This is a genomic window from Mycobacterium sp. NGS68 (assembly GCF_059812195.1).
On record NZ_JCALCE010000002.1, the window covers coordinates 218,718 to 241,066 of the forward strand.

21 protein-coding genes, 1 tRNA gene and 2 pseudogenes are annotated in these 22,349 nt (G+C 67.9%); 14 read left to right on the forward strand and 10 right to left on the reverse strand.

Annotated features, from left to right (window positions below):
• Positions 1-27: 27 nt before the first annotated feature.
• Together AC5Y5V_RS03910 and macS are read right to left on the reverse strand one after the other, a co-directional pair.
• Entirely contained in the window at positions 28-684 is a 657-nt protein-coding gene (locus AC5Y5V_RS03910) for a response regulator (protein ID WP_499931290.1), read from the reverse strand.
• Positions 681-1,826 (reverse strand): MacS family sensor histidine kinase, encoded by a 1,146-nt coding sequence (gene macS / locus AC5Y5V_RS03915; protein WP_499931291.1) that lies wholly within the window; start codon positions 1,824-1,826, stop codon positions 681-683. The genes AC5Y5V_RS03910 and macS overlap by 4 nt, the downstream gene beginning before the upstream one ends.
• A gap of 28 nt (positions 1,827-1,854) precedes the next feature.
• Here macS and AC5Y5V_RS03920 point away from each other — a divergent pair, with 28 nt between their 5' ends.
• Positions 1,855-3,189: a dipeptidase gene (locus tag AC5Y5V_RS03920; protein WP_499931292.1), complete on the forward strand. Its 1,335-nt coding sequence runs from the start codon at positions 1,855-1,857 to the stop codon at positions 3,187-3,189.
• On the opposite strand, the gene AC5Y5V_RS03925 is transcribed toward AC5Y5V_RS03920, so the two are convergent.
• The 3 genes from AC5Y5V_RS03925 to bcp all read right to left on the reverse strand — a co-directional run bounded on the left by AC5Y5V_RS03925 (position 3,190) and on the right by bcp (position 5,365).
• Entirely contained in the window at positions 3,190-3,690 is a 501-nt protein-coding gene (locus tag AC5Y5V_RS03925; protein ID WP_499931293.1) for a hypothetical protein, read from the reverse strand. It lies immediately after the preceding gene.
• Between the two features lie 135 nt (positions 3,691-3,825).
• Complete coding sequence (locus AC5Y5V_RS03930) at positions 3,826-4,278, reverse strand: DUF3060 domain-containing protein (RefSeq protein ID WP_499931294.1); 453 nt, start codon at positions 4,276-4,278, stop codon at positions 3,826-3,828.
• A 613-nt stretch (positions 4,279-4,891) separates the two neighbouring features.
• The gene (gene bcp / locus AC5Y5V_RS03935; RefSeq protein WP_499931295.1) at positions 4,892-5,365 is read right to left on the reverse strand and encodes a thioredoxin-dependent thiol peroxidase; all 474 of its coding nucleotides are present in this window, start codon (positions 5,363-5,365) and stop codon (positions 4,892-4,894) included.
• An 82-nt stretch (positions 5,366-5,447) separates the two neighbouring features.
• Here bcp and AC5Y5V_RS03940 point away from each other — a divergent pair, with 82 nt between their 5' ends.
• Entirely contained in the window at positions 5,448-5,675 is a 228-nt protein-coding gene (locus tag AC5Y5V_RS03940) for a DUF3618 domain-containing protein (RefSeq protein ID WP_499931296.1), read from the forward strand.
• Between the two features lie 4 nt (positions 5,676-5,679).
• Here AC5Y5V_RS03940 and AC5Y5V_RS03945 read toward each other — a convergent pair.
• Positions 5,680-6,148: pseudogene (locus AC5Y5V_RS03945) on the reverse strand (SDR family oxidoreductase); the annotation flags it as partial.
• A 162-nt stretch (positions 6,149-6,310) separates the two neighbouring features.
• Between AC5Y5V_RS03945 and AC5Y5V_RS03950 the strand changes: the two are divergent.
• Positions 6,311-7,216, forward strand: coding sequence for a LysR family transcriptional regulator (locus tag AC5Y5V_RS03950; RefSeq protein WP_499931297.1), 906 nt, complete (start codon positions 6,311-6,313; stop codon positions 7,214-7,216).
• 1 nt (position 7,217) lies between these two features.
• Here the strand turns inward: AC5Y5V_RS03950 and AC5Y5V_RS03955 are convergent, their stop codons facing one another.
• Positions 7,218-8,015 (reverse strand): SDR family NAD(P)-dependent oxidoreductase, encoded by a 798-nt coding sequence (locus AC5Y5V_RS03955; RefSeq protein WP_499931298.1) that lies wholly within the window; start codon positions 8,013-8,015, stop codon positions 7,218-7,220.
• Entirely contained in the window at positions 8,012-9,763 is a 1,752-nt protein-coding gene (locus tag AC5Y5V_RS03960; RefSeq protein ID WP_499931299.1) for a DUF3556 domain-containing protein, read from the reverse strand. Before AC5Y5V_RS03960 ends, AC5Y5V_RS03955 begins: the two co-directional genes overlap by 4 nt.
• A 434-nt stretch (positions 9,764-10,197) precedes the next feature.
• Here AC5Y5V_RS03960 and AC5Y5V_RS03965 point away from each other — a divergent pair, with 434 nt between their 5' ends.
• The 3 genes from AC5Y5V_RS03965 to AC5Y5V_RS03975 are packed head-to-tail and all read left to right on the forward strand — an operon-like array spanning position 10,198 to position 12,898.
• A complete protein-coding gene (locus AC5Y5V_RS03965) occupies positions 10,198-10,944 on the forward strand; it encodes an ABC transporter ATP-binding protein (RefSeq protein WP_499931300.1) in 747 nt (248 codons plus the stop codon).
• Positions 10,941-12,113 (forward strand): ABC transporter substrate-binding protein, encoded by a 1,173-nt coding sequence (locus AC5Y5V_RS03970; protein WP_499931301.1) that lies wholly within the window; start codon positions 10,941-10,943, stop codon positions 12,111-12,113. Before AC5Y5V_RS03965 ends, AC5Y5V_RS03970 begins: the two co-directional genes overlap by 4 nt.
• A complete protein-coding gene (locus AC5Y5V_RS03975) occupies positions 12,110-12,898 on the forward strand; it encodes an ABC transporter permease (RefSeq protein WP_499931302.1) in 789 nt (262 codons plus the stop codon). Before AC5Y5V_RS03970 ends, AC5Y5V_RS03975 begins: the two co-directional genes overlap by 4 nt.
• Before the next feature lie 46 nt (positions 12,899-12,944).
• Here AC5Y5V_RS03975 and AC5Y5V_RS03980 read toward each other — a convergent pair whose 3' ends face one another.
• Complete coding sequence (locus tag AC5Y5V_RS03980; RefSeq protein WP_499931303.1) at positions 12,945-13,805, reverse strand: lysophospholipid acyltransferase family protein; 861 nt, start codon at positions 13,803-13,805, stop codon at positions 12,945-12,947.
• A 48-nt stretch (positions 13,806-13,853) separates the two neighbouring features.
• Here AC5Y5V_RS03980 and AC5Y5V_RS03985 point away from each other — a divergent pair, with 48 nt between their 5' ends.
• Entirely contained in the window at positions 13,854-14,429 is a 576-nt protein-coding gene (locus tag AC5Y5V_RS03985; RefSeq protein WP_499931304.1) for a TetR/AcrR family transcriptional regulator, read from the forward strand.
• A gap of 26 nt (positions 14,430-14,455) precedes the next feature.
• On the opposite strand, the gene AC5Y5V_RS03990 is transcribed toward AC5Y5V_RS03985, so the two are convergent.
• Positions 14,456-14,531, reverse strand: a tRNA-Lys gene (locus AC5Y5V_RS03990).
• Between the two features lie 157 nt (positions 14,532-14,688).
• Between AC5Y5V_RS03990 and AC5Y5V_RS03995 the strand changes: the two are divergent.
• The 7 genes and pseudogenes from AC5Y5V_RS03995 to AC5Y5V_RS04025 all read left to right on the forward strand — a co-directional run.
• Positions 14,689-14,826: pseudogene (locus tag AC5Y5V_RS03995) on the forward strand (DMT family transporter); the annotation flags it as partial.
• Positions 14,827-15,003: 177 nt separating this feature from the next.
• Positions 15,004-16,200: a L,D-transpeptidase gene (locus AC5Y5V_RS04000; RefSeq protein ID WP_499931305.1), complete on the forward strand. Its 1,197-nt coding sequence runs from the start codon at positions 15,004-15,006 to the stop codon at positions 16,198-16,200.
• A 475-nt stretch (positions 16,201-16,675) separates the two neighbouring features.
• Positions 16,676-18,013 (forward strand): amidohydrolase family protein, encoded by a 1,338-nt coding sequence (locus AC5Y5V_RS04005; RefSeq protein ID WP_499931306.1) that lies wholly within the window; start codon positions 16,676-16,678, stop codon positions 18,011-18,013.
• Positions 18,014-18,027: 14 nt separating this feature from the next.
• On the forward strand, positions 18,028-20,397 hold the full coding sequence (locus AC5Y5V_RS04010; RefSeq protein ID WP_499931530.1) for a CaiB/BaiF CoA-transferase family protein: 2,370 nt from the start codon (positions 18,028-18,030) through the stop codon (positions 20,395-20,397).
• Positions 20,398-20,404: 7 nt separating this feature from the next.
• Complete coding sequence (locus tag AC5Y5V_RS04015) at positions 20,405-20,734, forward strand: hypothetical protein (protein ID WP_499931307.1); 330 nt, start codon at positions 20,405-20,407, stop codon at positions 20,732-20,734.
• Between the two features lie 34 nt (positions 20,735-20,768).
• A complete protein-coding gene (locus AC5Y5V_RS04020) occupies positions 20,769-21,929 on the forward strand; it encodes a thiolase family protein (RefSeq protein ID WP_499931308.1) in 1,161 nt (386 codons plus the stop codon).
• The gene (locus AC5Y5V_RS04025; protein ID WP_499931309.1) at positions 21,926-22,345 is read left to right on the forward strand and encodes a Zn-ribbon domain-containing OB-fold protein; all 420 of its coding nucleotides are present in this window, start codon (positions 21,926-21,928) and stop codon (positions 22,343-22,345) included. The genes AC5Y5V_RS04020 and AC5Y5V_RS04025 overlap by 4 nt, the downstream gene beginning before the upstream one ends.
• The last annotated feature ends 4 nt before the right edge of the window (positions 22,346-22,349 follow it).

The following is a 22,349-nucleotide window of genomic DNA, read 5'->3' on the forward strand; positions in this document are numbered from 1 at the left end:
CGCCTCGGCAACGCAACGCGCGAGCCGTTATTCGTCGAGGCCGTGCTCGATGGCGTAGCGGGTCAGCTCCACCCGGTTGGCCACCTGCAGCTTGCGAAACGTCGCCTGGACGTGGTTTTCCACGGTGCGATGGCTCAGCGACAGCTTTTCGGCGATCTGCTTGGCGGACAATCCCTTCGCGACGTAGCGCAACACCTCCGTCTCGCGCTCGGTGAGGCTGGGGCGGGCGGGGCCGTCGTCCGGGCTCTGGGCGATCCGCCGGTACTCGCCTAATACCAGCCCCGCCAGGCTAGGGGTGAACACGGCGCGGCCGGCGGCGGTGGCCCGCACCGCTTCGGTCAGCTCGGCCTTCGAGGCGCTCTTGACCAGGTATCCCGCCGCCCCGGCCTTGACGGCTTCCAACACGTCGTCGCGCTCGTCGGAGGCCGACAACACCAGCACCTTGGACGACGGCGAGACGGCGAGCACGTCCGTTGTCGCCTGCACCCCGGTGCCGTCGGCGAGCTGCATGTCCATCAGCACCACGTCGGGCTTGACCACGGCCGCCCGGCGTTTCGCCGCGCCCACGCCGTCCGCGGTGGCCACCACGTCGAACCCCTCCTCGGCGAGGTCGCGGGCCACGGCGTCGCGCCAGATCGGATGGTCGTCGACCACCATCACCGTCGGTAACGCATCGCCGCTCACAGTCCCGCCTTCCCCGGGCGTGGCACGCGCAGCTCCCATTCCGTGCCTTTGCCCGCACCAGTGCGCAATTCCGCCTCGCCGCCCAGCGATATCATCCGCCCCACAATCGATTTCGAGATGCCCAAGCGCCCCTGGCTTTCGGCTTCGGCCAATCGGCCGGCGCCGATGCCGACCCCGTCGTCGCGAATGCTCACCGCGACGGCATCGCCCAGGTCTTCCAACAGCACGAATGCCCGCGCGCCCGGGCCGGCGTGGAACCGCACATTGTCCAGGGCGTTGCCCACCGCGGCGTCCAGCTCGGCGGCCACGCTGCGGGCAAGCGGCACCGCGGTCGCGGGCAGGCTCAGCGACACCCGGTCGCCTTCGCGGCGGCGCAGCAGCGCGCGCAGGTCGACGGTCTGGCTGTCGCCGTCCTGTTCGAGGCCGCTCGCGGTGATCCACCGGCGTAGCGCGCGTTCCTGCTCGCTGGCGAGGTCCGCCAACTCCGATGTGGTGCCCCCGATCTCGTGGCCCCGCTTGGCGACCAGCGCCAGCACCTGGATAACGCCGTCGTGCACCTGCCGCGACAGCCGCTCACGCTCCTGTAGCGCGGCGGACAGCTGCGCCGCCCGCTGCAACTCCTCGTGCGCGCGCCGCGCCGTCCGCGCGGCCATGCCGATCGCCAGGCCGATCGCCACCTCGACGATGATGGTCGCGTTGTGCCCAAGGTCGAGGGTCAGGTAGTTCTTGACCGCGAAGTTGGTGGCCATCACGACCAGGCCGGTCATCATCCCGCCGGCCGGGCCGAACTGCAGGGCCGCCGAAATCGTGGGGTTGGTGGCCCACAGCGTCGTCGGCCAGGTCTGGTTGTCGGCCGCCCACTGCGGGGAAGCGACCAGCCGATTGGACCCCATCAGCAGCACCACGACGATGACCTCGGAGATCACCCAGGTCGGCCGGCGGCCGAATCCCCGCAGGTAGGCCACCGCGCAGGCCGCGCTCCAGGCGATCAGCACGGCGAACAACAGCCACGCCGTCACCGGATGGCGCAGATCGTCGTTGATCGCGACCTGGAAGCCCAGCGCGTAAAGACAACTCAGCAGCCGGAACACCTGCGCCGCCCGCCACAGCGGCGTGGTCGGGTCTGGACCGTCGCTCGCCACGGGGCCAGCTTAAGTTAGCTTCGGACTCATGAGTGATCTGGTTGAGCGTGTCCGCGAACTGCTGCCGTCGGTGCGCCGCGATCTCGAGGACCTGGTGCGCATCGAATCGGTGTGGGCCGACCCTGCCCGCCGCGACAATGTGCACCGCAGCGCGCAGGCCGTCGCAGACCTGTTGGCGCAGGCGGGCTTTGACGACGTGCGGATCGTCGCCGAAGGCGGTGCGCCGGCCGTCATCGCGCGCCATCCGGCTCCCGCCGGGGCGCCCACCGTGCTGCTCTACGCACACCACGACGTGCAGCCCGAGGGCGACCGCGGGCAGTGGGTGTCGCCGCCGTTCGAGCCGACCGAGCGCGACGGGCGCCTCTACGGCCGCGGTAGCGCCGACGACAAGGCCGGCATCGCAACGCATTTGGCGGCCTTCCGGGCGCATGGCGGCCGGCCTCCGGTGGGGGTCACGGTGTTCGTGGAGGGGGAGGAGGAGTCGGGGTCGCCGTCGCTTTCCCGGCTGCTCGCGGCCCACCGCGACGCGCTGGCGGCTGACGTGATCGTCATCGCGGACTCGGACAATTGGAGCGCCGACACCCCGGCGCTGACGGTGTCGCTGCGCGGGCTGGCCGACTGCGTGGTCGAGGTGGCCACCCTGGATCACGGCCTGCACTCCGGCCTGTGGGGCGGGGCCGTGCCCGACGCGCTCAGCGTGCTGGTGCGACTCTTGGCCAGCCTGCACGACGACGACGGCAACGTCGCGGTGGCCGGGTTGCACGAAACCGACACGGCCGCGCTGAATTTCCCCGACTACCCCGCCGAGCGGCTGCGCAACGACGCCGGCCTGCTCGACGGCGTGTCCGAGATCGGCTCGGGCTCGGTGCCGCAGCGGCTGTGGGCCAAGTCGGCCATCACCGTGATCGGCATCGACACCACGCCGATCGCGTCGGCGTCGAACACGCTGATCCCGAAGGCCCGGGCCAAGATCAGCATGCGGGTGGCGCCCGGCGGTGACGCGGACAAGCACCTCGACGCCCTGACCACCCACCTGCAAAGCCACGCCCCGTGGGGTGCCCGGGTCACCGTCACCCGCGGCGAACTAGGTCAGCCCTACGCCATCGAGGCCAGCGGCGCGGTCTACGACGCCGCGCGGGCGGCCTTCCGGCAGGCGTGGGGCGCCGAGCCGATCGACATGGGCATGGGCGGCTCGATTCCGTTCATCGCCGAGTTCGCCGCCGCGTTCCCGCGGGCGAAGATCCTGGTCACCGGCGTGGAAGACCCCGGCACGCAGGCGCACAGCGTTAACGAGAGCCTGCACCTGGGCGTGCTGGAGCGTGCCGCCGTCGCAGAGGCCCTGCTCCTGGACAACCTCGCCTGACTACGAGCCAGCGCTGACGACGGCCGTCAACGTCACTTCGCCGGGCGCTTCCTTTTTCGCGATGACGTCCCCGCTGGCGCGGTCGGTCAACGTCGTCGTGCACGTTCCGTGGGTGGGTGCAGTCGTCACGGTCAGGGTCGCGTCGGCGAAGCCCGGAACGATGCCGTAGCGGCCCCTGAATGCGTCGACGTTGGCATGGTCCGCGGGGTTTCTGCCGACCAGTACCTGCTGGACGGGACCCGTCCCGTATTTGACCGTCACGCGGGCGGCGCCATCCGGCCCGCAGTCGACTTGCGCGACGATCGACGCCATCGAACCGGTGACGGTTGGGGTAGTCGTCGGTGCGCTAATCGATGGAGAGGTCGTGGCTTGCGTCCCTGGCTGCGTCATTGCCGTCGTCATCGCCGTCGTTATCGCCGTCGTCGGCGACCCGGTCACCGTCGAGGAGCAGCCCGCACAGCACGCGAGCACGAAGATGCCGAGTCGTGCTGTCTTGGTCATAGACCTCAATTATCGGCGGGACGGGCCCCGGTGTGCGACGGTCATGGCGCGTGGCCACGCCGGGCGGCCTCGCGAGCGTAACGTCACTGCGATTTGGGGTCGGTGTTTTCGCCGTGTGGTTACGCTCGCGGTCGGTCATCGCCCGGGTCGTTGCAGGACCGTGTTGTGGCTACCGGTGGTGCTGATTCTCGGTGACCCGGAGAGGTAGGTCACCGCGTTGTCGTCGCCGAAGACGGCGATGGTGTCGGCACTTTCGGCCGAGACACGATTCACGCTGCCGAACACTTCCAGCCTGCGGCAGTGGCCGGTGACCGTGTACGTGTTGTTGTCGCCGTCCAGCTTCAGGTTTCCGTTGTTGCAGTCGATCGTGTCCTTCGCGCCGCTGTTGATCATCACCATGTTTCCGTGCACGGTGGTCTTGCCGCCGTAATGCATGGCGATCAGCGCGAGCGCTAACACGAACGCGGCCATACATATCCACGTCACCCGTCGTAGCCGCCTGCTCGCCAGTCCGCCGACCGGGGTGCCGAACTGGCCCGGCCCGCGTTCCAGGTCGCGGATGTACTGCTCGGGGTCTTCACGTTTCATGGCGAGAGTGTGCCGCAGACGACTTGCGGGATTCTTGCCTCGGCTCGGTCGATGCGGTCGGGCAATGTTGCCACCGGCGCTCGCGAGGAAGCGCGTCGTATTCTTCGGCTGGCCGTGCTGGTATGCGACGGACAATCACCCTCTGAGTTGAAAACACAGCTTCAGAGGAGGCCAACATCATCATCATCATCGCGGGAGGGCTGACCGCAGCGGCGATATTCGCCGGCTTGGCAGTCGGTCCGGCAGGCACGGCGTGGGCTGACACGACAATGAGCGGTCATTACACCTGGACCTCGACGGACCCCGCCGGTCGATCGACCTCCGGCGACTATTACGTCACATCCTGCGGCGACGGGTGCGCGTCAATCGCAAGCACACCCGGTGGGTCGCCCATTGGGCAGGCGCGGATCGTCAACGGGCAATGGACCATGGAGGGGACCTGGCCCATGAGTTGTTCCGACGGACAGCGCCAGAGCCTCTCAGCCGTACCGCGACACGTGGGATCCGACCACCCTGGCGGGCACGGAGGTCTACACCTATAGCTCGGCGGCCTGCGGCCACCCCGGGTATCAAGCGACCTTCACCCTGCACCTCAAGAAGGCCGGGTAGCTACCTAGACCGACAGGTCGCGCCGCAGTTTGGCGACATGGCCGGTGGCCTTGACGTTGTACTGCGCGACGGCGATCTTGCCCTTCTCGTCGACGACGAACGTCGACCGGATGACGCCGGTGACCGTCTTGCCGTACATCTGCTTCTCCCCGTAGGCGCCGTAGGCCGCCAGCACCTTGCGGTCCGGATCGGACAGTAGCGGGAACGTCAGCCCCTCGGCGTCGCGGAATTTGGCGAGCTTTTCGGGCTTGTCCGGGGAGATGCCGACGACGTCAAGGCCGGCGTCGTTGAGCTCACCCAGGCTGTCGCGAAAGTCGCAGGCCTGCTTGGTGCAACCGGGGGTGGAGGCCGCCGGGTAGAAGTACACGACGACGCGGCGGCCCTTGTAGTCGGCCAGTGACACCTTCTTGCCGTCGGCGTCGGGCAGGCTGAATGCGGGTGCTTTGTCGCCGGGGACCAGCCGCGTCGTGTCGCTCAAGGTAGAGAGTCCTTTCCGTTCACCGGAGTGTCGGCACTAGGGTAGTGCCTCAGGTGCACCAGGCGACTTGGAGGACAGACACGTGGCGGACCGGGACCCCGAAGCCATCAAGCAGGAGATCGACGTCGCCCGTAACCAGCTGGCCGCCACCGTCGACTCCCTTGCTGAGCGGGCCAATCCCCGCCGTCTGGCCGACGACGTGAAGGCCCGGGTGCTCGAGTTCGTCAAACAACCCGTGGTCCTCGCGTCCCTGGCCGGAGTCGGAAGCCTCGTCGTCGTGGTGGTGGTGCACCGGGTCAGGAACCGCTGAGCCGTCAGCGCGTCGTGTAGCCGCCGTTGGCGAAGATGGTCTGGCCGGTGATCCACCAGCCTTCGCCCACCAGATAACGGATCAGCGAGACGATGTCTTACGGATCGGTCAGCCCGGTCTCGGTGAACTGCGACAGGTCGGCGGCGGTCTGATTGAACTTGGCGGACTCGTCGGTCTCCTGCCCGTAGAAGAACGGCGTCTCCATCGGCCCGGACGCGACCGCCACCACCGATATGCCCCGCTCCCCGAACTCCTTGGCCGCGGCGCGGGTGAAGTGCTCCACCGGGGACTTGGACCCCGCGTAGATCGAGTACAACCCGGTATGGGCGGCCAGCAGTGACGACCAGGGTGACCAACTTCCCGCCATCCGAAAGCCGCTTGCCCGCTTGCTGAATGAAGAAGAACGCGGCCTTGGAGTTGATTGCGAAGATCTGGTCGTAGTCGTCCTCGGTGATCTCGGGGATCGGCTTCTTGGTCAGATCAGAACGGTCTTGTCGCTCAGGCTGTGGTCGCTCACGAGTGATTCCCCCTTGTCGTATCGTGCCCGTAATTTCGACGGTACGGTCGACAAGGACAAACGACAATCAGGGTTTAGTGGTAAAAATACAAATGCCATTTGTCGATAGGGAGCCGCAATGGCAGACGCCGAATCGGGCCGCCCGGCCGCCGGGGAACCCCTTGACCTGTATCGACTGTCGCAGTTCTTGGCGGTCACCGATCACGAGAACCTGACCGCCGCCGCGGAGCGGCTGCACCTGACCCAGCAGGCGCTCAGTACCGCGATGCGTCAGCTCGAGCACGCCATCGGCGTCGCCCTGTTCGATCGCCGCGGGCGGCGCCTGCTGCTGACCCCCGCCGGGCAGAAGCTCCGCGAGGGCGCTCCGCCATTGCTGGCGGCGGCCGCCGCACTCAGCGAGGCGACGCGCCAGGTGGCCACCGGCCGTCAGCCGCCGTTCGTCGTCGGCCACACGCCGGCGATCACCGCGGAAGAGGTCTTCACGATCATCGAACCGGTCCGCGCCGCGCTGCCGGACGTGTCGGTGACCGCGCGTCAGATGTTCCCGTCCGACATGGAACAGGCCCTGCTCGACCGGTCGATCGACGTCGGGCTGCGCCGCGGGGCGACCACGCCGCCGGCGCTCGCGGGCGCCGTCATCGGCTACGACGAACTACGGGTCGCGGTGTGCGCCGGGCACCCACTGGCGCAACAGGGCGACCTCACGCTGACCGACATCGCGGCGTACCCGCTCATCGTGTGGGCACCCCCGACCTTCTCGTTCTATACCGACTTCCTTGTATCTGCCTGTCGCCGTGCGGGTTTCGAGCCAGCGGTGGTCGTCAACAAGACGCAGGGCACCCCGCCGGTCACGGCGGTCGTCGGCAACGACTACGTCGCGCTGGTGACCGCGCCGGCCGGCCCGGCCCTGCAGGGCCGCGTCGACGTGCTGCCGCTGGTCGACCCGCCGCTGGTGCCAATACAGGCGTTGTGGCTGCCGCACACCACTTCTGAGGCACGAACCGTGCTGCTCGCGCGGCACTGAGTCAGCGGCGTGCGACGAAGTAGCCGGAAATTAGCGCCTTCATTCTTCGCGAGGGTGACAGCGGCGCGGCCACCCTCATCACCTTGTTGCCCCAGCCGGGCATCACCGTGACCTTCCCCGCCCGCATCGCCGCGTATCCGGCCCGGGCCACCGGCGCGGCATCCATCGCGAGGCCGCCCAGCCGCGCCCAGTCCCCGATGCCGGCGGTCTGCGCGAATTCGGTGCGGACCGGGCCCGCGGCGAGGTGGGTGCACGTGACGCCCGTGCCGTGCAGATCGGACGCCACCGCCTCCGAGAAGCTGCGGACGTAGGCCTTGCTGGCGGAGTAGGCGGCCTCTAGGCCGTGCGGGATGACGTAGGCGGCGATCGAGCTGATGTTGAGGATTGCCCCGCGGCCGGCCCGTACCATGCGCGCGGCGTACAACGTCGTCAGGTCGGTCAGCGTCACCACATTGAGCTGAACCATTTGCGACACCGCTGCTGGGTCGGACTCCTGGATCTTCAGCCCGAGAATCCCCACTCCGGCGTTGTTGACCAGGAACTCGATGTCGACACCGAGTTCGTCTACGCGCCTGATGAGTTCGGCTCCGGCGCCCGGCGCTGACAGGTCCATCGTGACGGTGTCGACGCGGACACCGTAGCGTGAGCGCAATTCCTCTGCCACCGCGGCAAGCTGCGTGGTGCTGCGTTCGCTGGACACCACGACCAGGTCGATGCCGTCGGCGGCGAACAGGCCGGCCAGCTCGCGTCCCAGCCCGGTCGACGCGCCAGTGACCAGGGCCGACACGGCCGTCGTCATGCGGTCACGCCCTTGGTATTCGGTGAGCTGCTGGCGACGTGGATCGGAATGTCGTCATCCCACGGCTGGGCGTTGGCCATGTCGGCCACCTCGACGTAGCCGCGCTCGAATTCGCCCGTGGCCGCGTCGACCAACCGGTACTCCTGCCGCTGAGTCTGGATCGGCTGCGAGTCCAGGATCACCACCCGCACTTCGCCCGGTTCGAACCCGCACCGCTCCTGCAGCGCCTCGATCAGGCACTCGTTGTGCATGTGGCCGTCGCCGAAGTTCCAGCCGAGCACCATCGCGCAGAGCTGCTCGCCCTCGCACAGGTTGTAGTCTTCCTCGTCGTAGCCGGCCATCGCGCGGTGCACCAGGGTGTAGAGCGCGCGGCCGTGAGTGTTCATCCCGCGGAACGCGTAGGCCAGGTGGATCGGCACGAGGGTCTCTTCCTTGGTCTTGTACAACCGCTCGAGCTGCAGGTGCTGCATGGGGCCGAGGGCGCGGGCGCCGACGCGGATCTTCTCGTCGGCCGACGGCTTGACGCACCACACCGTGGTGTCCCAGTTGCCGGCGTAGTACCGCATGCCGGGCAGGAAGGAAACCTTGCGCGGGAACAGGTTTCCGACGACGACGGTGCCGGCGACGACCGCGAACAGGATTGCGACGGGCGCCGGGTCGGTGAGGGCCGACAACCCGACCGGCGCGTGCGCGACGAACAGCCACAGCACCCCGAAGATCATGAAGACGTTCCACTCCAGCGGTACCCCCATCGGGAACGCCAGCAGGATGTTGAGGTGGAAGACGACCATCACGAACGCCGCGATCGCCGTCACCCAACCGCCGTGGGAGAAGAACAGCGCCAGCGGCACCAGCCCCTCCACCGCGGTGGAGAAGTGCGCGATGAAACCCGATAATGCGCTGGGCCGCAAGTCATCCGGATACCGCTTGAATAGCGAGCGCTTAAGGACGCCCGACGGGATGAACGGGTTGTTCGCCAGCATCGTCGAGATGACGAACGGAAAGTGCCGGTTGAGCTTTGAGGTCGCCGCGCCCATCCAGATGACCATGAAGACCAGCTTCGCCCCGACGATGATGTCGGGTCCGGCGAACAGGAACGCCAGGGCCAGCGGCACATACACCTCGCCGCGGGCGGCCAGGAAGATGATCTTGTCGCGCAGGGCGAGCACGGCGAGCACGGCGAGGATCGCTACGGTCTGCCACCGCGGCAGCACGCCGATCGTGGTGCCCAGGGCCGAAATTGGGCCAGTGCCGTCGGACGCCAACGCGATGACGAGCAACACCAACAGGGCGGCGTAGAGCAGCGCCTCGAAAGGAGTTCTGTTGGTGCCCTTGGTCAGCGGCACCCGGCCGGGCCAGGGCGGCAGCCGGATGGTGCCGGGCCGCAGCCAGTACAGCGGTGAGCCGATCGGGGGGAAGTAGCGCCCGGCCAGCGGTCCGAAACAGCAACCGAGGCCGACGACTTCGAACAGCATCGTGTACAGCACGGCCTTCTGGAACACGATCGGCTCCGTCCACCACGCGCCGATTTCGGTGAAGCCGCCGATCCCCGTCGTCGACCACGCGCACAGCCACGCCCCGAGGATGTAAAGCACGATCTTGACGCCGTACATCACGTGCATCACCAGGGGGGTGCCGAAGCCGTTCTCGGCGATGTGCCGCATCATCGGCACCACGCGTTCGGCGCGCGTGCCCTTGCGCCATTCGGCCATGTCGACGACGGGCAGATTGGGCTGGATGAACCCCATGGCGGCTCCTTCGCCTGACGGCAGCTGCTGGTGAGGAAAAAATACCTGTCGCGGGGTCGGCGCAACAGGCCACTGTCGACTGAGCGGGACGTCCGCGCGCGGTTCCGATCAGTGGGATCGGATTTCGCTTGGCGACCCCCGGGTGGGTTGCCGCGGCGCGCCGGCCCGGGGGATACGGCACCTCAGCGGAGGCCCGGCTGAACGTGAATGTTCAGCGTTTACACGGTGACCGGGGCGCTCGCCCATCGAGCGGCCGGGTCGCGCGGGTATGTCGGCGGGGATAGCGGGCGACCGAATGGGTGCAGCCGACTCTGCAGCCGTCGGCGCGCGTGTTCTTGGACAATCGGCCGCGCGCGGTGACAGCGTGTCTCCTGTGGCGTGCCCGCGTCAAGGGACACAGCACGACGAGTCGGCATTCGGGAAGGAACGCGAACGTGGGAACTGCCACCGTACGAATAGTCGATGGCCACAAGCGCTTTGATGCCGACAGCCACGCCCTGAGCGGTATCGACCTGACCGTCGAGGACAGCGACTTCCTGGCCATCCTGGGGCGCAGCGGCAGCGGCAAATCCACGCTGCTGCGGGTCATCGCCGGGCTGGAGAAGCTGACGCAGGGCTCCGTCGAATGGCCCGAGGCCGCGAACGGCGCCAGCGGCTCAGCCCGGCCACACACCGGCGTGGTGTTCCAACAGGCCCTGCTGTTCCCGTGGCTGACCGCGGGTGAGAACGTGACGATCGCCGGCCGATTCGCGGCGCACAAGGCGTCGTTTGAGCGCGAGTACGCCGAGGAGTTGCTGCGGCGATTCGACCTGGAACGGGTGGCCGACCGCTATCCCGACCAGCTGTCCGGCGGGCAGGCGCAGCGCGTCGCGATCATCCGCGCGGTCGCCACCCGGCCGCGGCTGTTGCTGCTGGACGAGCCGTTCAGCGCGCTGGACCCCGCCATCCGCGCCGACCTGCAGCTCTGGCTGGGCGGGCTGGCGGCCGAACTCGGGATCACCGTCGTCCTGGTCACCCACGACGTGGACGAGGCCCTGTTGCTGGCCAGCCGAGTCGTGCTGCTGGGTCCCGACGGCAGCATCCGCCGCGAGTGGCAACCGACCGTCGCCGCCGGCGTGCGCAGCGGCAACGAGCAGCTGCGACAGGAGATCCTGGACCATTACCGCCTGGTCGAGCAGTGACGGGCGGCCGGGTATCCCGCCGGACGCTACTGGCGGGCACGGCCGCGCTGGCCGCGGCGGGAGGGCTGGCCGGGGTCGCCGACCTCGCGCACGCCGCGAGCGTCGACCGGACCAACACCAGCGGGCAGCTCCGCATCGGCTACCTGCCGATCACCGACGCGGCGCCACTGCTGATCGCCCACGCGGCCGGCCTCTACCAGCCGGGGGTGGTGACTTCCGCACGGCCGGTGCTGTTCCGCAGCTGGGCATCGCTGGCGGAGGCGTTCGTCACCCGACAGGTCGACGCGGTGCACATGCTGATGCCGACCGCGATCCAGTTGCGTTTCCTGCTGCGCAGCCCGGTCCGGGTATTGAGCTGGAACCACACCAACGGTTCGGCATTGACCGTCGCGCCGCACGTCACCGATCTCGGACAGCTGGCCGGAACGCAGGTGGCGATACCGTTCTGGTGGTCGATCCACAACATCATTCTCCAGCAGCTGCTGCGCGCCCACGACCTGGTGCCGGTGGTCCGCCGCAGCGCCTCGCGCAGCGCGCGGACGGTCGAACTGATCGTCATGAGCCCCTCGGACATGGTGCCCGCGTTGGCCAACCGCTCGATCAGCGGCTACGTGGTCGCCGACCCGTTCAACGCGATGGCCCAGGTGCGCAAGATCGGTCGCATCCACACGTTCCTGGGCGACGTGTGGCGCGACCACGCCTGCTGCGTGGTGCTGGCCCACGACGACCTCATCGAGCACCGGCCCCAGGCGGCCGCCTCGCTGGTCAACTCGATCGTCGGTGCGCAGCAACGCATCAACGGCGACCGGCCGGCCGCCGCGGCGGCGTTGTCGACCGGGGCGTATCTGCCGCAACCCCTGCCCGCCATCAAGACCGCGCTGACCTACCGCCCGCAGGACTACCGGTTCCTGCACCCCGACTGGCAGCCGCAGCGATTGGGGTATCAGCCGTTCCCGTTCCCGAGCTTCACCCGACGGCTCGTGGAGGCCATGCACGACACCGTCGTCGACGGCGATCGGCGCTTCCTGGACGGGCTCGATGCCGCGACCGTGCACTCCGAACTGGTCGACGACACGTTCGTGCGGGCCGCGCTGCTCGCGCACGGCGGACCCGAAACCTTCGGCATCCCAGCCGATCTGACCCGAACTGAACAGGTGCAGCCGCGATGACCACCACCTCGATAACCGCAGAGTCCCAGGCCACCTCGGTGATCGGCCGCTGGTGGCCACCCGTCGTCGCGATCGGCTCCGCCGTCGCGCTGTGGTGGCTGGCGACTGCCGTGCTGGCCGCCCCGCAGTCGCTGCTGCGCGAGACGACGCCGCTGCGGACCGCCAAGTCGCTGGTCGATCTCTACAACCGCGGCGTGCTGCTGCCCGACGCCGGGGTCAGTCTGTGGCGGCTGCTGGTCGGGTTGCTCGTCGGCGCGGTCATCGGGATTCCTGCCGGGCTGCTGATCGGGTTGAACGACACCGCCGATCGCGCCACCCGCCCCGTGGTCCAGTTCCTGCGGATGATCTCGCCGCTGTCCTGGGCGCCGATCTCTGTGGCGCTGTTCGGGATCGGCAACGAGCCGGTGATCTTCCTGATCGCCGCGGCAGCGGTGTGGCCGATCCTGATCAACACCGCCGCCGGCGTGCACTCCATCGATCCCGGGTTTCTGCAGGTGGCGAAATCGTTCGGGGCCAGCCGGTTCGAGCAGCTCACCGTCGTGGTGCTGCCCGCGATCCGGGGCCACCTGCAGACCGGTCTGCGCGTCGCCCTGGGCATCGCGTGGGTGGTGCTCGTCCCCGCCGAAATGCTGGGCGTGCGTTCGGGTCTGGGCTATCAGATCCTCAACGCTCGCGACCAGTTGGCCTATGGCCAGGTGGTCGCCGTGATCGTGGTGATCGGCGTCATCGGCTACGTGCTGGACCTTGTCGCGCGCCGGGCGCTATCCGGGGCCCGCGCGGGGTAGGGCGCCACGCTCGGCGAAGCAGCAGGCGCGGCCGGCGCTGGCCGCTTCAGGCGACCGCGGCGGCGCCGGCCCGGGCCAACGGGTTCAGCTCACGGAACGGGTCGTCGGCGCGCACGGCCAGCAGGTCGCGCAGGATCGCTTCCAGGGCGTGCTGCGTGTCGTCGCGCACCGACGCCACCCACTTGTCCGCCGCCACCCGTTTCGGCTTCGCGGTGGCGATGGGCCTGCCGAAGCGCAGATACATCCGCTGCGGCCGGGGGATGAGCGTGGGCCCGATCCCGCGCATCAACGGCATGGCCATATCCGCGCTTCCGCTGAACTTCGTGCTGACGGCCAGGCTGAGCCGACCCAGCGTGCTGTCGCGGGTGACCAGGCTCTTGTAGACGTCGTCGCCGCCGACCAGCCCGACGGGGATGATCGGATACGCGTTCTCGACGGCGATGCGGGCGAATCCGGACCGGCCATACCAGTTCAGGGTGTATTCCTCGCCCTTGAACTTGGCGATCTCGCGGCCGCCGCCGGGGAACACCAGGATGGTCTCGTCGTGTCGCATCAGTTCGCGGGCGGTCTCCGGGGCGCCGATGACGCCGCCGTACGCGGCGATCAGGTCGCGGCCGAATCCCCGCTGCCGCGCGAACCTGCGATCAGCCAGCGGCCGTACCCGGGTGCCGATCGCGCGGCGCACGAAGTGCGGGATCAGCAACACCTCGCCGCCGACGAACTGAGTATGGTTGCCCACCAACAGGAACCGGCCGTCGGCGGGCAGCAACTCCAGGCCGCTGACGTAGGGGCGGGAGAAGTCGATCAGCGGCGCGATGCCGTCGTGAACGCGCTCCAGCGCAGCGCGCAACTTCTGCACTCGGGGCGGGTGGTTCTGCACGGCGTCGAGGTCAATGGGAATGGTCACGCGACCACAATACCAAACGAACTAGTTCGTATGGGGTATGATTCTGCTGTGCGTAGCACCAATGAACTGCGGGAGACGATCCTCGGCGCGGCACGCGAGGAGTTCGCCCAGTACGGACTGGCCGGCGCGCGCATCGACCGGATCGCCAAGGTGGCCAACGCCAGCAAGGAACGCCTCTACGCCCACTTCGGCGATAAGGAGAGCCTGTTTCGCAGCGTCGTGGCCGCCGACGCCGCCGAGTTCTTCGCCGCGGTCACCCTGCGCCCCGACGCCGTCCCGGAGTTCGTGGGCGACATCTACGACCTGGCCTGCCGGCGGCCCGAGCATTTGCGCATGATCACCTGGGCGAATCTGGAAGGTCTCGCCCTGAGTCCGCCGCCCGTCGACGATCCGGAATCGGCGGCGGCCCGGGACGTCCGCACCATCGAGGCCGCTCAGTCCGCCGGATACGTCGACCCGGCGTGGCAGCCGCTGGACCTGCTGGTGCTCCTGTTCGGCGTCGCCCTGGCCTGGGCGCAGTCGCTCCACCCGGACGCTGTCACCACCGACCCGGCGATCGTGGCCGCGCGGCGCGCGGCGGCGGTGGAGGCCGCGCGACGGATCGTTACGCCCGACCGGCAATAGCGCCCTGCGAATGACTTCGATGGGCTTGGTGCGCCGTCAGGGTTTCGAACCCCGGACCCGCTGATTAAGAGTCAGCTGCTCTACCAACTGAGCTAACGGCGCGTTAGACGGCCGAGACCGCGTACGCGAGGATAACAGGCGTTCTACCGGGGAGTGAAATCCCGGGATCCCCCCGCAACGGGCCGAGAACCGTGACCGATGCAACGCCATCGGAGCTGAAAATGCCAAACCCCCGCTGCGCGAGGATATTCGGTGGGCGGTGAGCCGGGCCCCCGAGCCATACGTCTGCCCGCTGGTAGGGCTGGGGCGGGTTTGTGTTGAGCCAGTTGGTTTCCGGGCCGGGCCGTTGACGGCGTCGATGCCCACGCTGCAGATGTCGCAGCCGGTCGCGGCGTCGACGCCGTCGCGATCCGCGACAGAAGGGGCCGAAAGCCGGCTGAATGGCCGAACTTCGCGCAGTGGAGCGGTTCCGGGCTGTGTTGGTTCGGCAAGCTCTCGTAACCCATTAGAATAAAACCAAGTTATTCGGGGTCACCGGGGACCAGCGTAAGCCCAATTTCTGAAAGGTAGCTTGATGACGCCTTTGCGCAGACCGCGATTATCGCTGGTAGTAGCGATGATCTTGGTAGCTGTGTTCGGCGCCGCCTGCAACGGTAGCAGCGGGCCCGCCCCGGTGAAGGCCATCACGGACAAGGGCACGCCGTTCGCCGATCTGCTGGTCCCGAAGCTCACCGCCTCGGTTGCCGACGGCGCCGTCGGTGTCACCGTGGACTCGCCCGTGACCGTCAGCGTCGCCGACGGCGTGTTGGCCTCGGTGACGATGGTCAACGACAACGGCAAGTCGATCAACGGCCAGCTCAGCCCCGACGGACTGCACTGGGCCACCACCGATCAGCTCGGTTACAACCGGCACTACACGTTGAGTGTGAAGGCGCTGGGCCTGGGCGGCGCGGCAACCCGGCAGATGACCTTCGCGACCAGTTCACCCGCGCACCTGACGATGCCCTATGTCAGCCCGAGCGAGGGCGAGGTCGTCGGCATCGGCCAGACGGTGGCGATCCGCTTCGACGAGAACATCGCGAACCGCATGGCGGCCCAGAAGGCCATCAACATCACCACCAATCCCCCCGTGGAGGGGGCGTTCTACTGGCTGAACAACCGCGAAGTTCGTTGGCGTCCAGAGCATTACTGGAAGCCGGGCACCACGATCGACGTGGCGGTCAACACCTACGGCGTCGACATGGGTGATGGCATGTTCGGCGAGGACAACGTAAAGACGCACTTCACCGTCGGCGACGAGATGATCGCCACGGCCGACGACAACACGAAGATGATTACCGTGCGCGTCAACGGCGAAGTCGTCAAGACCATGCCGACCTCGATGGGCAAGGACAGTACGCCGACGAACAACGGCGTCTACCTGGTCGGCGGGCGGTTCAAGCACATCATCATGGACTCCTCGACCTACGGCGTGCCGGTCAACTCGCCCAACGGATATCGCACCGACGTCGACTGGGCCACCCAGATTTCCTACAGCGGCATCTTCGTGCACTCCGCGCCGTGGTCGGTGGGTGCCCAGGGGCACTCCAACACCAGCCACGGGTGCCTGAATGTCAGCCCGAGCAACGCCGAGTGGTTCTACGACCACAGCAAGCGCGGCGACATCGTCGAGGTCATCAACACCGTGGGCGGCACCCTGCCCGGGACTGAAGGCCTGGGCGACTGGAACATCCCCTGGCCGCAGTGGAAAGCCGGCAACGCCGAGACCTGACGCGGGCGGGTCGCCACATCGCGCATGGTCCGACTATTAGTCACACCCAGCGTGCGTTGGTCGCTCGTCCGCGAGGGTTCGCAACTTGCGGGTCTGACGTGGGCTTTTCCTGAGAAGTTGAGCGTACGCGCGCGGGCGGACGCAACTACCAGACAATTGCGGCATTTGCCGCACTTTTCGGGGCCGCCCGCACTCGCCGGTCCACCCGCTCCCCACGGGTCTAGCAGCGCGATCGTCGAAGCCCGCGACACTTGAACGTCTGCGACGACACGCCGGGTAACGGCGTACTGGTTTAAGTCTCGCGTTCGCCACGGCCGCGCCCGCGGCCAAGCCGGCCAGGGATATTTCTCAGACACGCCCCGTACGCCGAGGGCGCCCAGCAGTGGTTGACCTCGTGATCTAGATCGATATCTAATAGTCTGACAAATCCCTCGGTTTGGCGGGTCGCGGGGGCGTGACCCGCCTAGGAGGCACCATGCACACGGATGACGTGATTCTGATCAGCGTGGACGATCACATCGCCGAACCGGCCGACATGTTCGAGGCCCACGTTCCGGCGAAGTACAAGCAGCTGGCGCCGCGGGTGGTGATCGAACCCGACGGGATTCAGCAGTGGTACTACGGTCAGGTCCGCGGGCGCAACATGGGCCTCAACGCCGTGGCCGGCAAGCCGCGCGAGATGTACAACGTCGACGCGTCCCGCTACGACGAGATGCGGCCGGGCTGCTTCAACGTCGACGAGCGAATCCGCGACATGAACGCCGGCGGGCAGCTCGCCGGCCTGAACTTCCCCAATTTCACCGGCTTTTCGGGCCAGGTTCTCAATCAGGGGCCGGACCGTGACGTCAACCTGGTGATGATCAAGGCCTACAACGACTGGCACGTCGACGAGTGGTGCGGTGCCTACCCCGGCCGCTTCATCCCGTGCGGCATCCTGCCGCTGTTCGACGTCCAGGAAGCGGCGAAGGAAGTAAAGAGGTTGGCGGACAAGGGCTGCCACGCCGTGACATTCTCGGAGAACCCCGAGGCGCTGAACATGCCCAGCATCCATACCAAGTACTGGTACCCGCTGTTCGAGGCGGTCTGCGAGAACAAGACCGTGCTGTGCACCCACGTCGGGTCCTCGTCACGCTCACCCATGGTCTCGATGGACGCCCCGGCCAGCGTGATGATGACGGCGTCGTCGATGATGAGCATGTTCACGTTCGTCGAGCTGATCTGGGCCGAATTCTGGGGCGACTTCCCCGAACTGAGGTTTTCGCTGACCGAGGGCGACGTCGGTTGGATGCCTTACTTCGTGTGGCGTGCCGAGCACGTGTTCAACCGGCATTCCGGCTGGACGCTGGCCAAGTTCCCGAAGGGCTACGACGGACCGTCGGACGTCTTCCGGCGGCACTTCTACACCTGCTTCATCAGCGACAAGGTCGGCGTTCAGAACATGGACTGGTTCAACGAGGACCACCTGTGCTGGGAGTCGGACTTCCCGCACTCCGACAGCAACTGGCCGTTCGCGCCCGAAGACGTTGTCGAGACCATGGGACACCTCGACGACGCGTTGATCCGCAAGATCACCCACGAAAATGCCATGGCCGCTTACTCGTTCGACCCCTTCAAGCACATCCCGAAGGACCATGCCCGGGCCGGTTATCTGCGGTCACAGGCACTCGACGTCGACGTGGTCACCCACGTCGGTCACCAGGCGAGTCAACGGGACCGCGATGCCTGGACCCGCATGACTCAGATGGCGTTGCAGTCGCAACTCACGGCGGAGCCTGCGGGAATCGCGGGCCGCGTGACCACCCTCGGCGACTGATCGTGGCCTTGGATGTGCTGGCACAGTTGCCCTTTGCCGATTGGCGGGTGCTGGAATTCTCGACCGGGATCGCGGTGTCCTACTGCGCCAAGCTCTTTGCCGACGCCGGTGCCGACGTGGTCAAGGTCGAGGCACCCGGGGGCGATCCGATGCGGCGCTGGCGGGCCTACGACAACGACGGCAACGCCGGCGGCGCCGGCGCGCTGTTCGCTTACCTTGCGCAGGGCAAGAAATCCGTCGTCGCCGAAAGGGGCTGCGCTCCTGCCGAACTCGTCGCCGGCGCCCACCTGATCCTGACGGACCTGACGACCGGACCCGCGTTGTCCGAACTGACCCGGAACGCACCCGCGGCCGTAGTCGTGGCGGTGACACCGTTCGGGACCACCGGTCCTTATGTTGATGCCGGCATCGACGTCAACGAGTTCATCCTGCAGGCGATGTGCGGCTCGACTTGGGGCCGCGGGTGGCCCGGCACCGAACCCGTCCAGGCGGGTGGGCGCATCGGCGAATGGCTGGCCGGGGTGTTCGCCGCCACGGTCGCCGCCGCCAGCGTGCGCGATACGCAGCGGACGGGCACGGGATCGGTGATCGACTTCTCCGTCTACGAGGCCATGGTGATCGGCTTCGGCGGGCTCGCGGCGATGACCGCCAGCGTCCTTCCCGACGACTCGGCAATGTCGCCAAGGACATTGGAGCTGCCGTCGATCGTGCCCACCGCGGACGGGCTGGTGGGATTCTGCACCATCACCGCCCAACAGTTCCAGGACTTCCTGGTGCTGATCGAGCGTCCTGACCTGCTCGACGACGCCGACCTCGCCTCCTGGGCGGGCCGCGCCAGGCGTCGCGACGAGTTCCTCGACATGGTGCATCGGTGGGCACGGCAGAAGTCCACCGCCGAGATCATCGAGATCGCGGTGGCGCTGCGAATCCCGGTGGCGCCCATCGCGACTCCGGAGACGGTGACGGCGATCGACCACTTCGTGTCACGCGGCGTGTTCGTGCCGTCGGAGCGCGGGGTGCTGCAGCCCCGGGTGCCGTATCGCAGTACCGGGCTGGCCACCCGCGGCGGCGGACTGCCGCCCGCGCTCGGTGCGGACACCGGCGCGGTCCGCTGGCCGGCGCTGGCATCCCCGTCATCGGATGGCGATCCCGCCCCGAAACAACTTCCCCTGCAGGGTGTTCGGGTGGCGGACTGCACCGCATTCTGGGCCGGTCCGTTGGCCACCGAGGTGCTGGCCGGGCTGGGTGCCGATGTCGTCAAGATCGAGGGTGTGCGCCGGCCGGACGGCATGCGATTCGCCGGCGCACCGCCGAGCTGGGACCGCTGGTGGGAATGGGGTCCGACGTTCCTGTGCAGCAACAGCAACAAGCGCGGCCTGACGCTCGAGCTCAGCGAGCCCGAGGGCCGGGAGCTGCTGCGCGAACTGATCGCGCGCAGCGACCTGCTCATCGAAAACTTCTCGCCTCGGGTCATGGCCAACTTCGGACTTAAGTGGGACGCGGTGCGATCGGCCAACCCGCGCGCCGTCATGGTCCGGATGCCCGCGTTCGGCCTGGACGGGCCCTGGCGCGACCGCGTCGGCTTCGCGCAGACGATGGAACAGGCGACCGGGATGGCCTGGATGACCGGTCACGCCGACGGGGACCCGATCCTGCCGCGCGGCGTCTGCGACCCGATCGCGGGGTTGCACGCCGCGTTCGCCGCGGTGGCCGCGCTGGTGGTGCGGGACCGCACCGACACGGGCATGCAGGTCGAGGCCACGATGGTGGAATCCGTGCTGAACGTGGCCGCCGAAATGGTGCTGGAGTATTCGCAGCACGGCATCGGGCTGCAACGCGACGGCAACCGCGGGCCCGGCGCCAGCCCGCAGGGCGTGTACCGGTGCCGGGGCGAGGACGCGTGGGTGGCCGTCGCGGTCTTCGACCACGCCTGGCCCGCGTTCTGCGCGGCCATCGAAGCGCCGGAGTTGGCCACCGACCCGGCTCTGGGGACCCACGCGGCACGCAGACGCCACGCCGACCATGTCGACAAGTTCGTCGCCAACTGGGCCGCGCACCGCATCCCGGCGGAAGCGGTTGCCGCACTGCGGGTTTGCGGAGTGGCCGCGGCCGAGGTGACAAAACAGGCGGACCTGCTCGACGACGGGCAACTGGTGGCGCGGGGCTTCTGGGAGACGGTCGAGCATCCTGTCGCCGGCACGTTCAGGTGCCTGGGCTTGCCGTTCACGATCGTCGGCCGGCCGCGCAACTGGGTGCGCACAGCGGCTCCGCTGCTCGGTGAGCACAATCGCGAGATCCTGACCGATCTGCTCGGCCTCTCCGAGGATCGGCTTGCTGCGCTGGAACACTCTGGCGTGATCGGCACGCGGCCGGCCGGGTTGTGAGGCGGGCGTGACAGTCACCCTGTGCATTCCACCGCGACCCGGTGAATTGTGCGCGCCCATCCGATTCCTGCTGCGGCATGAGTCGACGGTGATGGAACTGACGTCACGGCACCGGATCACCGGCGTCGAGTGGGACGCGGGCGAGCATGCGGTGGCAGTCCACATCGAGATCACCGACCCTGCTACGGCCCGGCCCATCGACGTGCGCTTCGACATCGTGCAGCCGGACCGCGAAACCTCCGATGCACGCAGCAAGAAGATCGGCACGATAGTCCGCGACGGTCAGTCCTTCGACGTCCTGGGCATCTACCTCGGTGTCGTGGCCGACGAGAACTGAACTCCCACAGTACGATCCAATCCGAAAGGCCACCGTGACCGCGACCAAGCGCACCGCAGCGATCGTCGGGGTGTACAACACCCGCCAGGCGCGCCGTCTCGACGGCGCCACCACCCACCGGCTGACGATCGAAGCGGTGCAGGGCGCGCTCGAGGATGCCGGGCTGGGCCTCGACGACGTCGACGGCATCAGCGCGGGAGCCGATTCCACCGCGTTGATCTACGACCTGCGCATCGGCCCCGCCTGGCAGGGCGTCAACTTCGGGTTGGGGATGGTGACGGAGGCGGCCACGGCGATCGAGAGCGGCATGGCCGAAGTCGTGGTGCTGGTTTCGGCGCAGGCCGGCGACTATCGCGACCACGCCGCGACCGCCCCCTGGACGCGCCCGGAGAACGAGTTCGTGGTGCCCTGGGGCATGTTCACCGCCGCCGAGTTCGCATTGATCGCGCGGCGCCACATGGAGGTCTACGGGACGACGCGGGAACAACTCTCGATCGTGGCGGCCACCATCCGCAACAACGGCTCTGCCAACCCGGAAGCCGTCTACTACCAACGCGGACCGTTTACTCCCGACGACATCACGGATTCCCGCATGATTGCCGATCCCTTCCATCTGCTGGACTGCGCCATGACCTCGGAGGGCGGATGCGCGCTGGTGCTAGCCGACGTCAATCGGGGGGACTTCGCCGCCGCGCCGGTGTACGTCCTGGGCGCCGGCGCGGACTTTCACGGACCGTCCTACAAGCACCCGCCCGCCTGGGACCTCACCGGCCGGCGCACCGACGACGCCAACGGGTATGTCGGACGGCGGGCCGCGGATCTGGCCTTTGCCCAGGCGGGCCTGGATCGGGACGCGGTCGACGTGCTCGAACTCTACGATCCGTTCTCCTTCGAGATCATTCGTCAAATTGAGGCGTTCAGGTTCTGCCCCGACGGCGAGGGCGGCCCCTTCGTCGCCGACGGGCACATCGCCCCGAACGGCAGCCACCCGGTCACGACCGACGGCGGCACGATGTCGTTCAGTCACGCCGGCCAGAACCCGCAGATGATGCAGCGCGCGATTCGGGCGGTGCAGCAACTGCGGGGCACGGCCGGTCCACTGCAGGTTCGGAACGCCCATGTTGCGCTGTGTAGCAATGGGGGGGCCGGAGCCCTGTTCACCACCGTCCTACTTCTGGGAGATCAGCCGCGATGAGTTCCGATCTGCTGCAACCACAGTCGGGTCCGCTGCCGCACAGCAGCACGCCGACCAGCGCCCCGTTCTGGGACGGGTGCCGCGAGGCGCAGCTGCGCTATCAGCGCTGCGCGGAATGCGGCGAGGCTAACTTCCCGCCGGTGGACACTTGCCGCTACTGCGTATCGGAGAGGCTGCAATGGCAGACCGGCCGGGGACGCGGCGAGATCTACAGCTGGACCGTCGTGCACCGGCCCGTCACCACCGCCTTCAGCGCGCCGTACGCTCCGGCCATCGTCACGCTGCACGAGGGGTACCAGATGTTGACCAACATCGTCGGCATCGTGCCCGCCGAGTTGCGGGTCGGGCTGCCGGTGCGGGTCGAATTCCACTCGGCGGGCGGCGATCTGGTCCTGCCCTACTTCACGGTCGCCTGAAAAC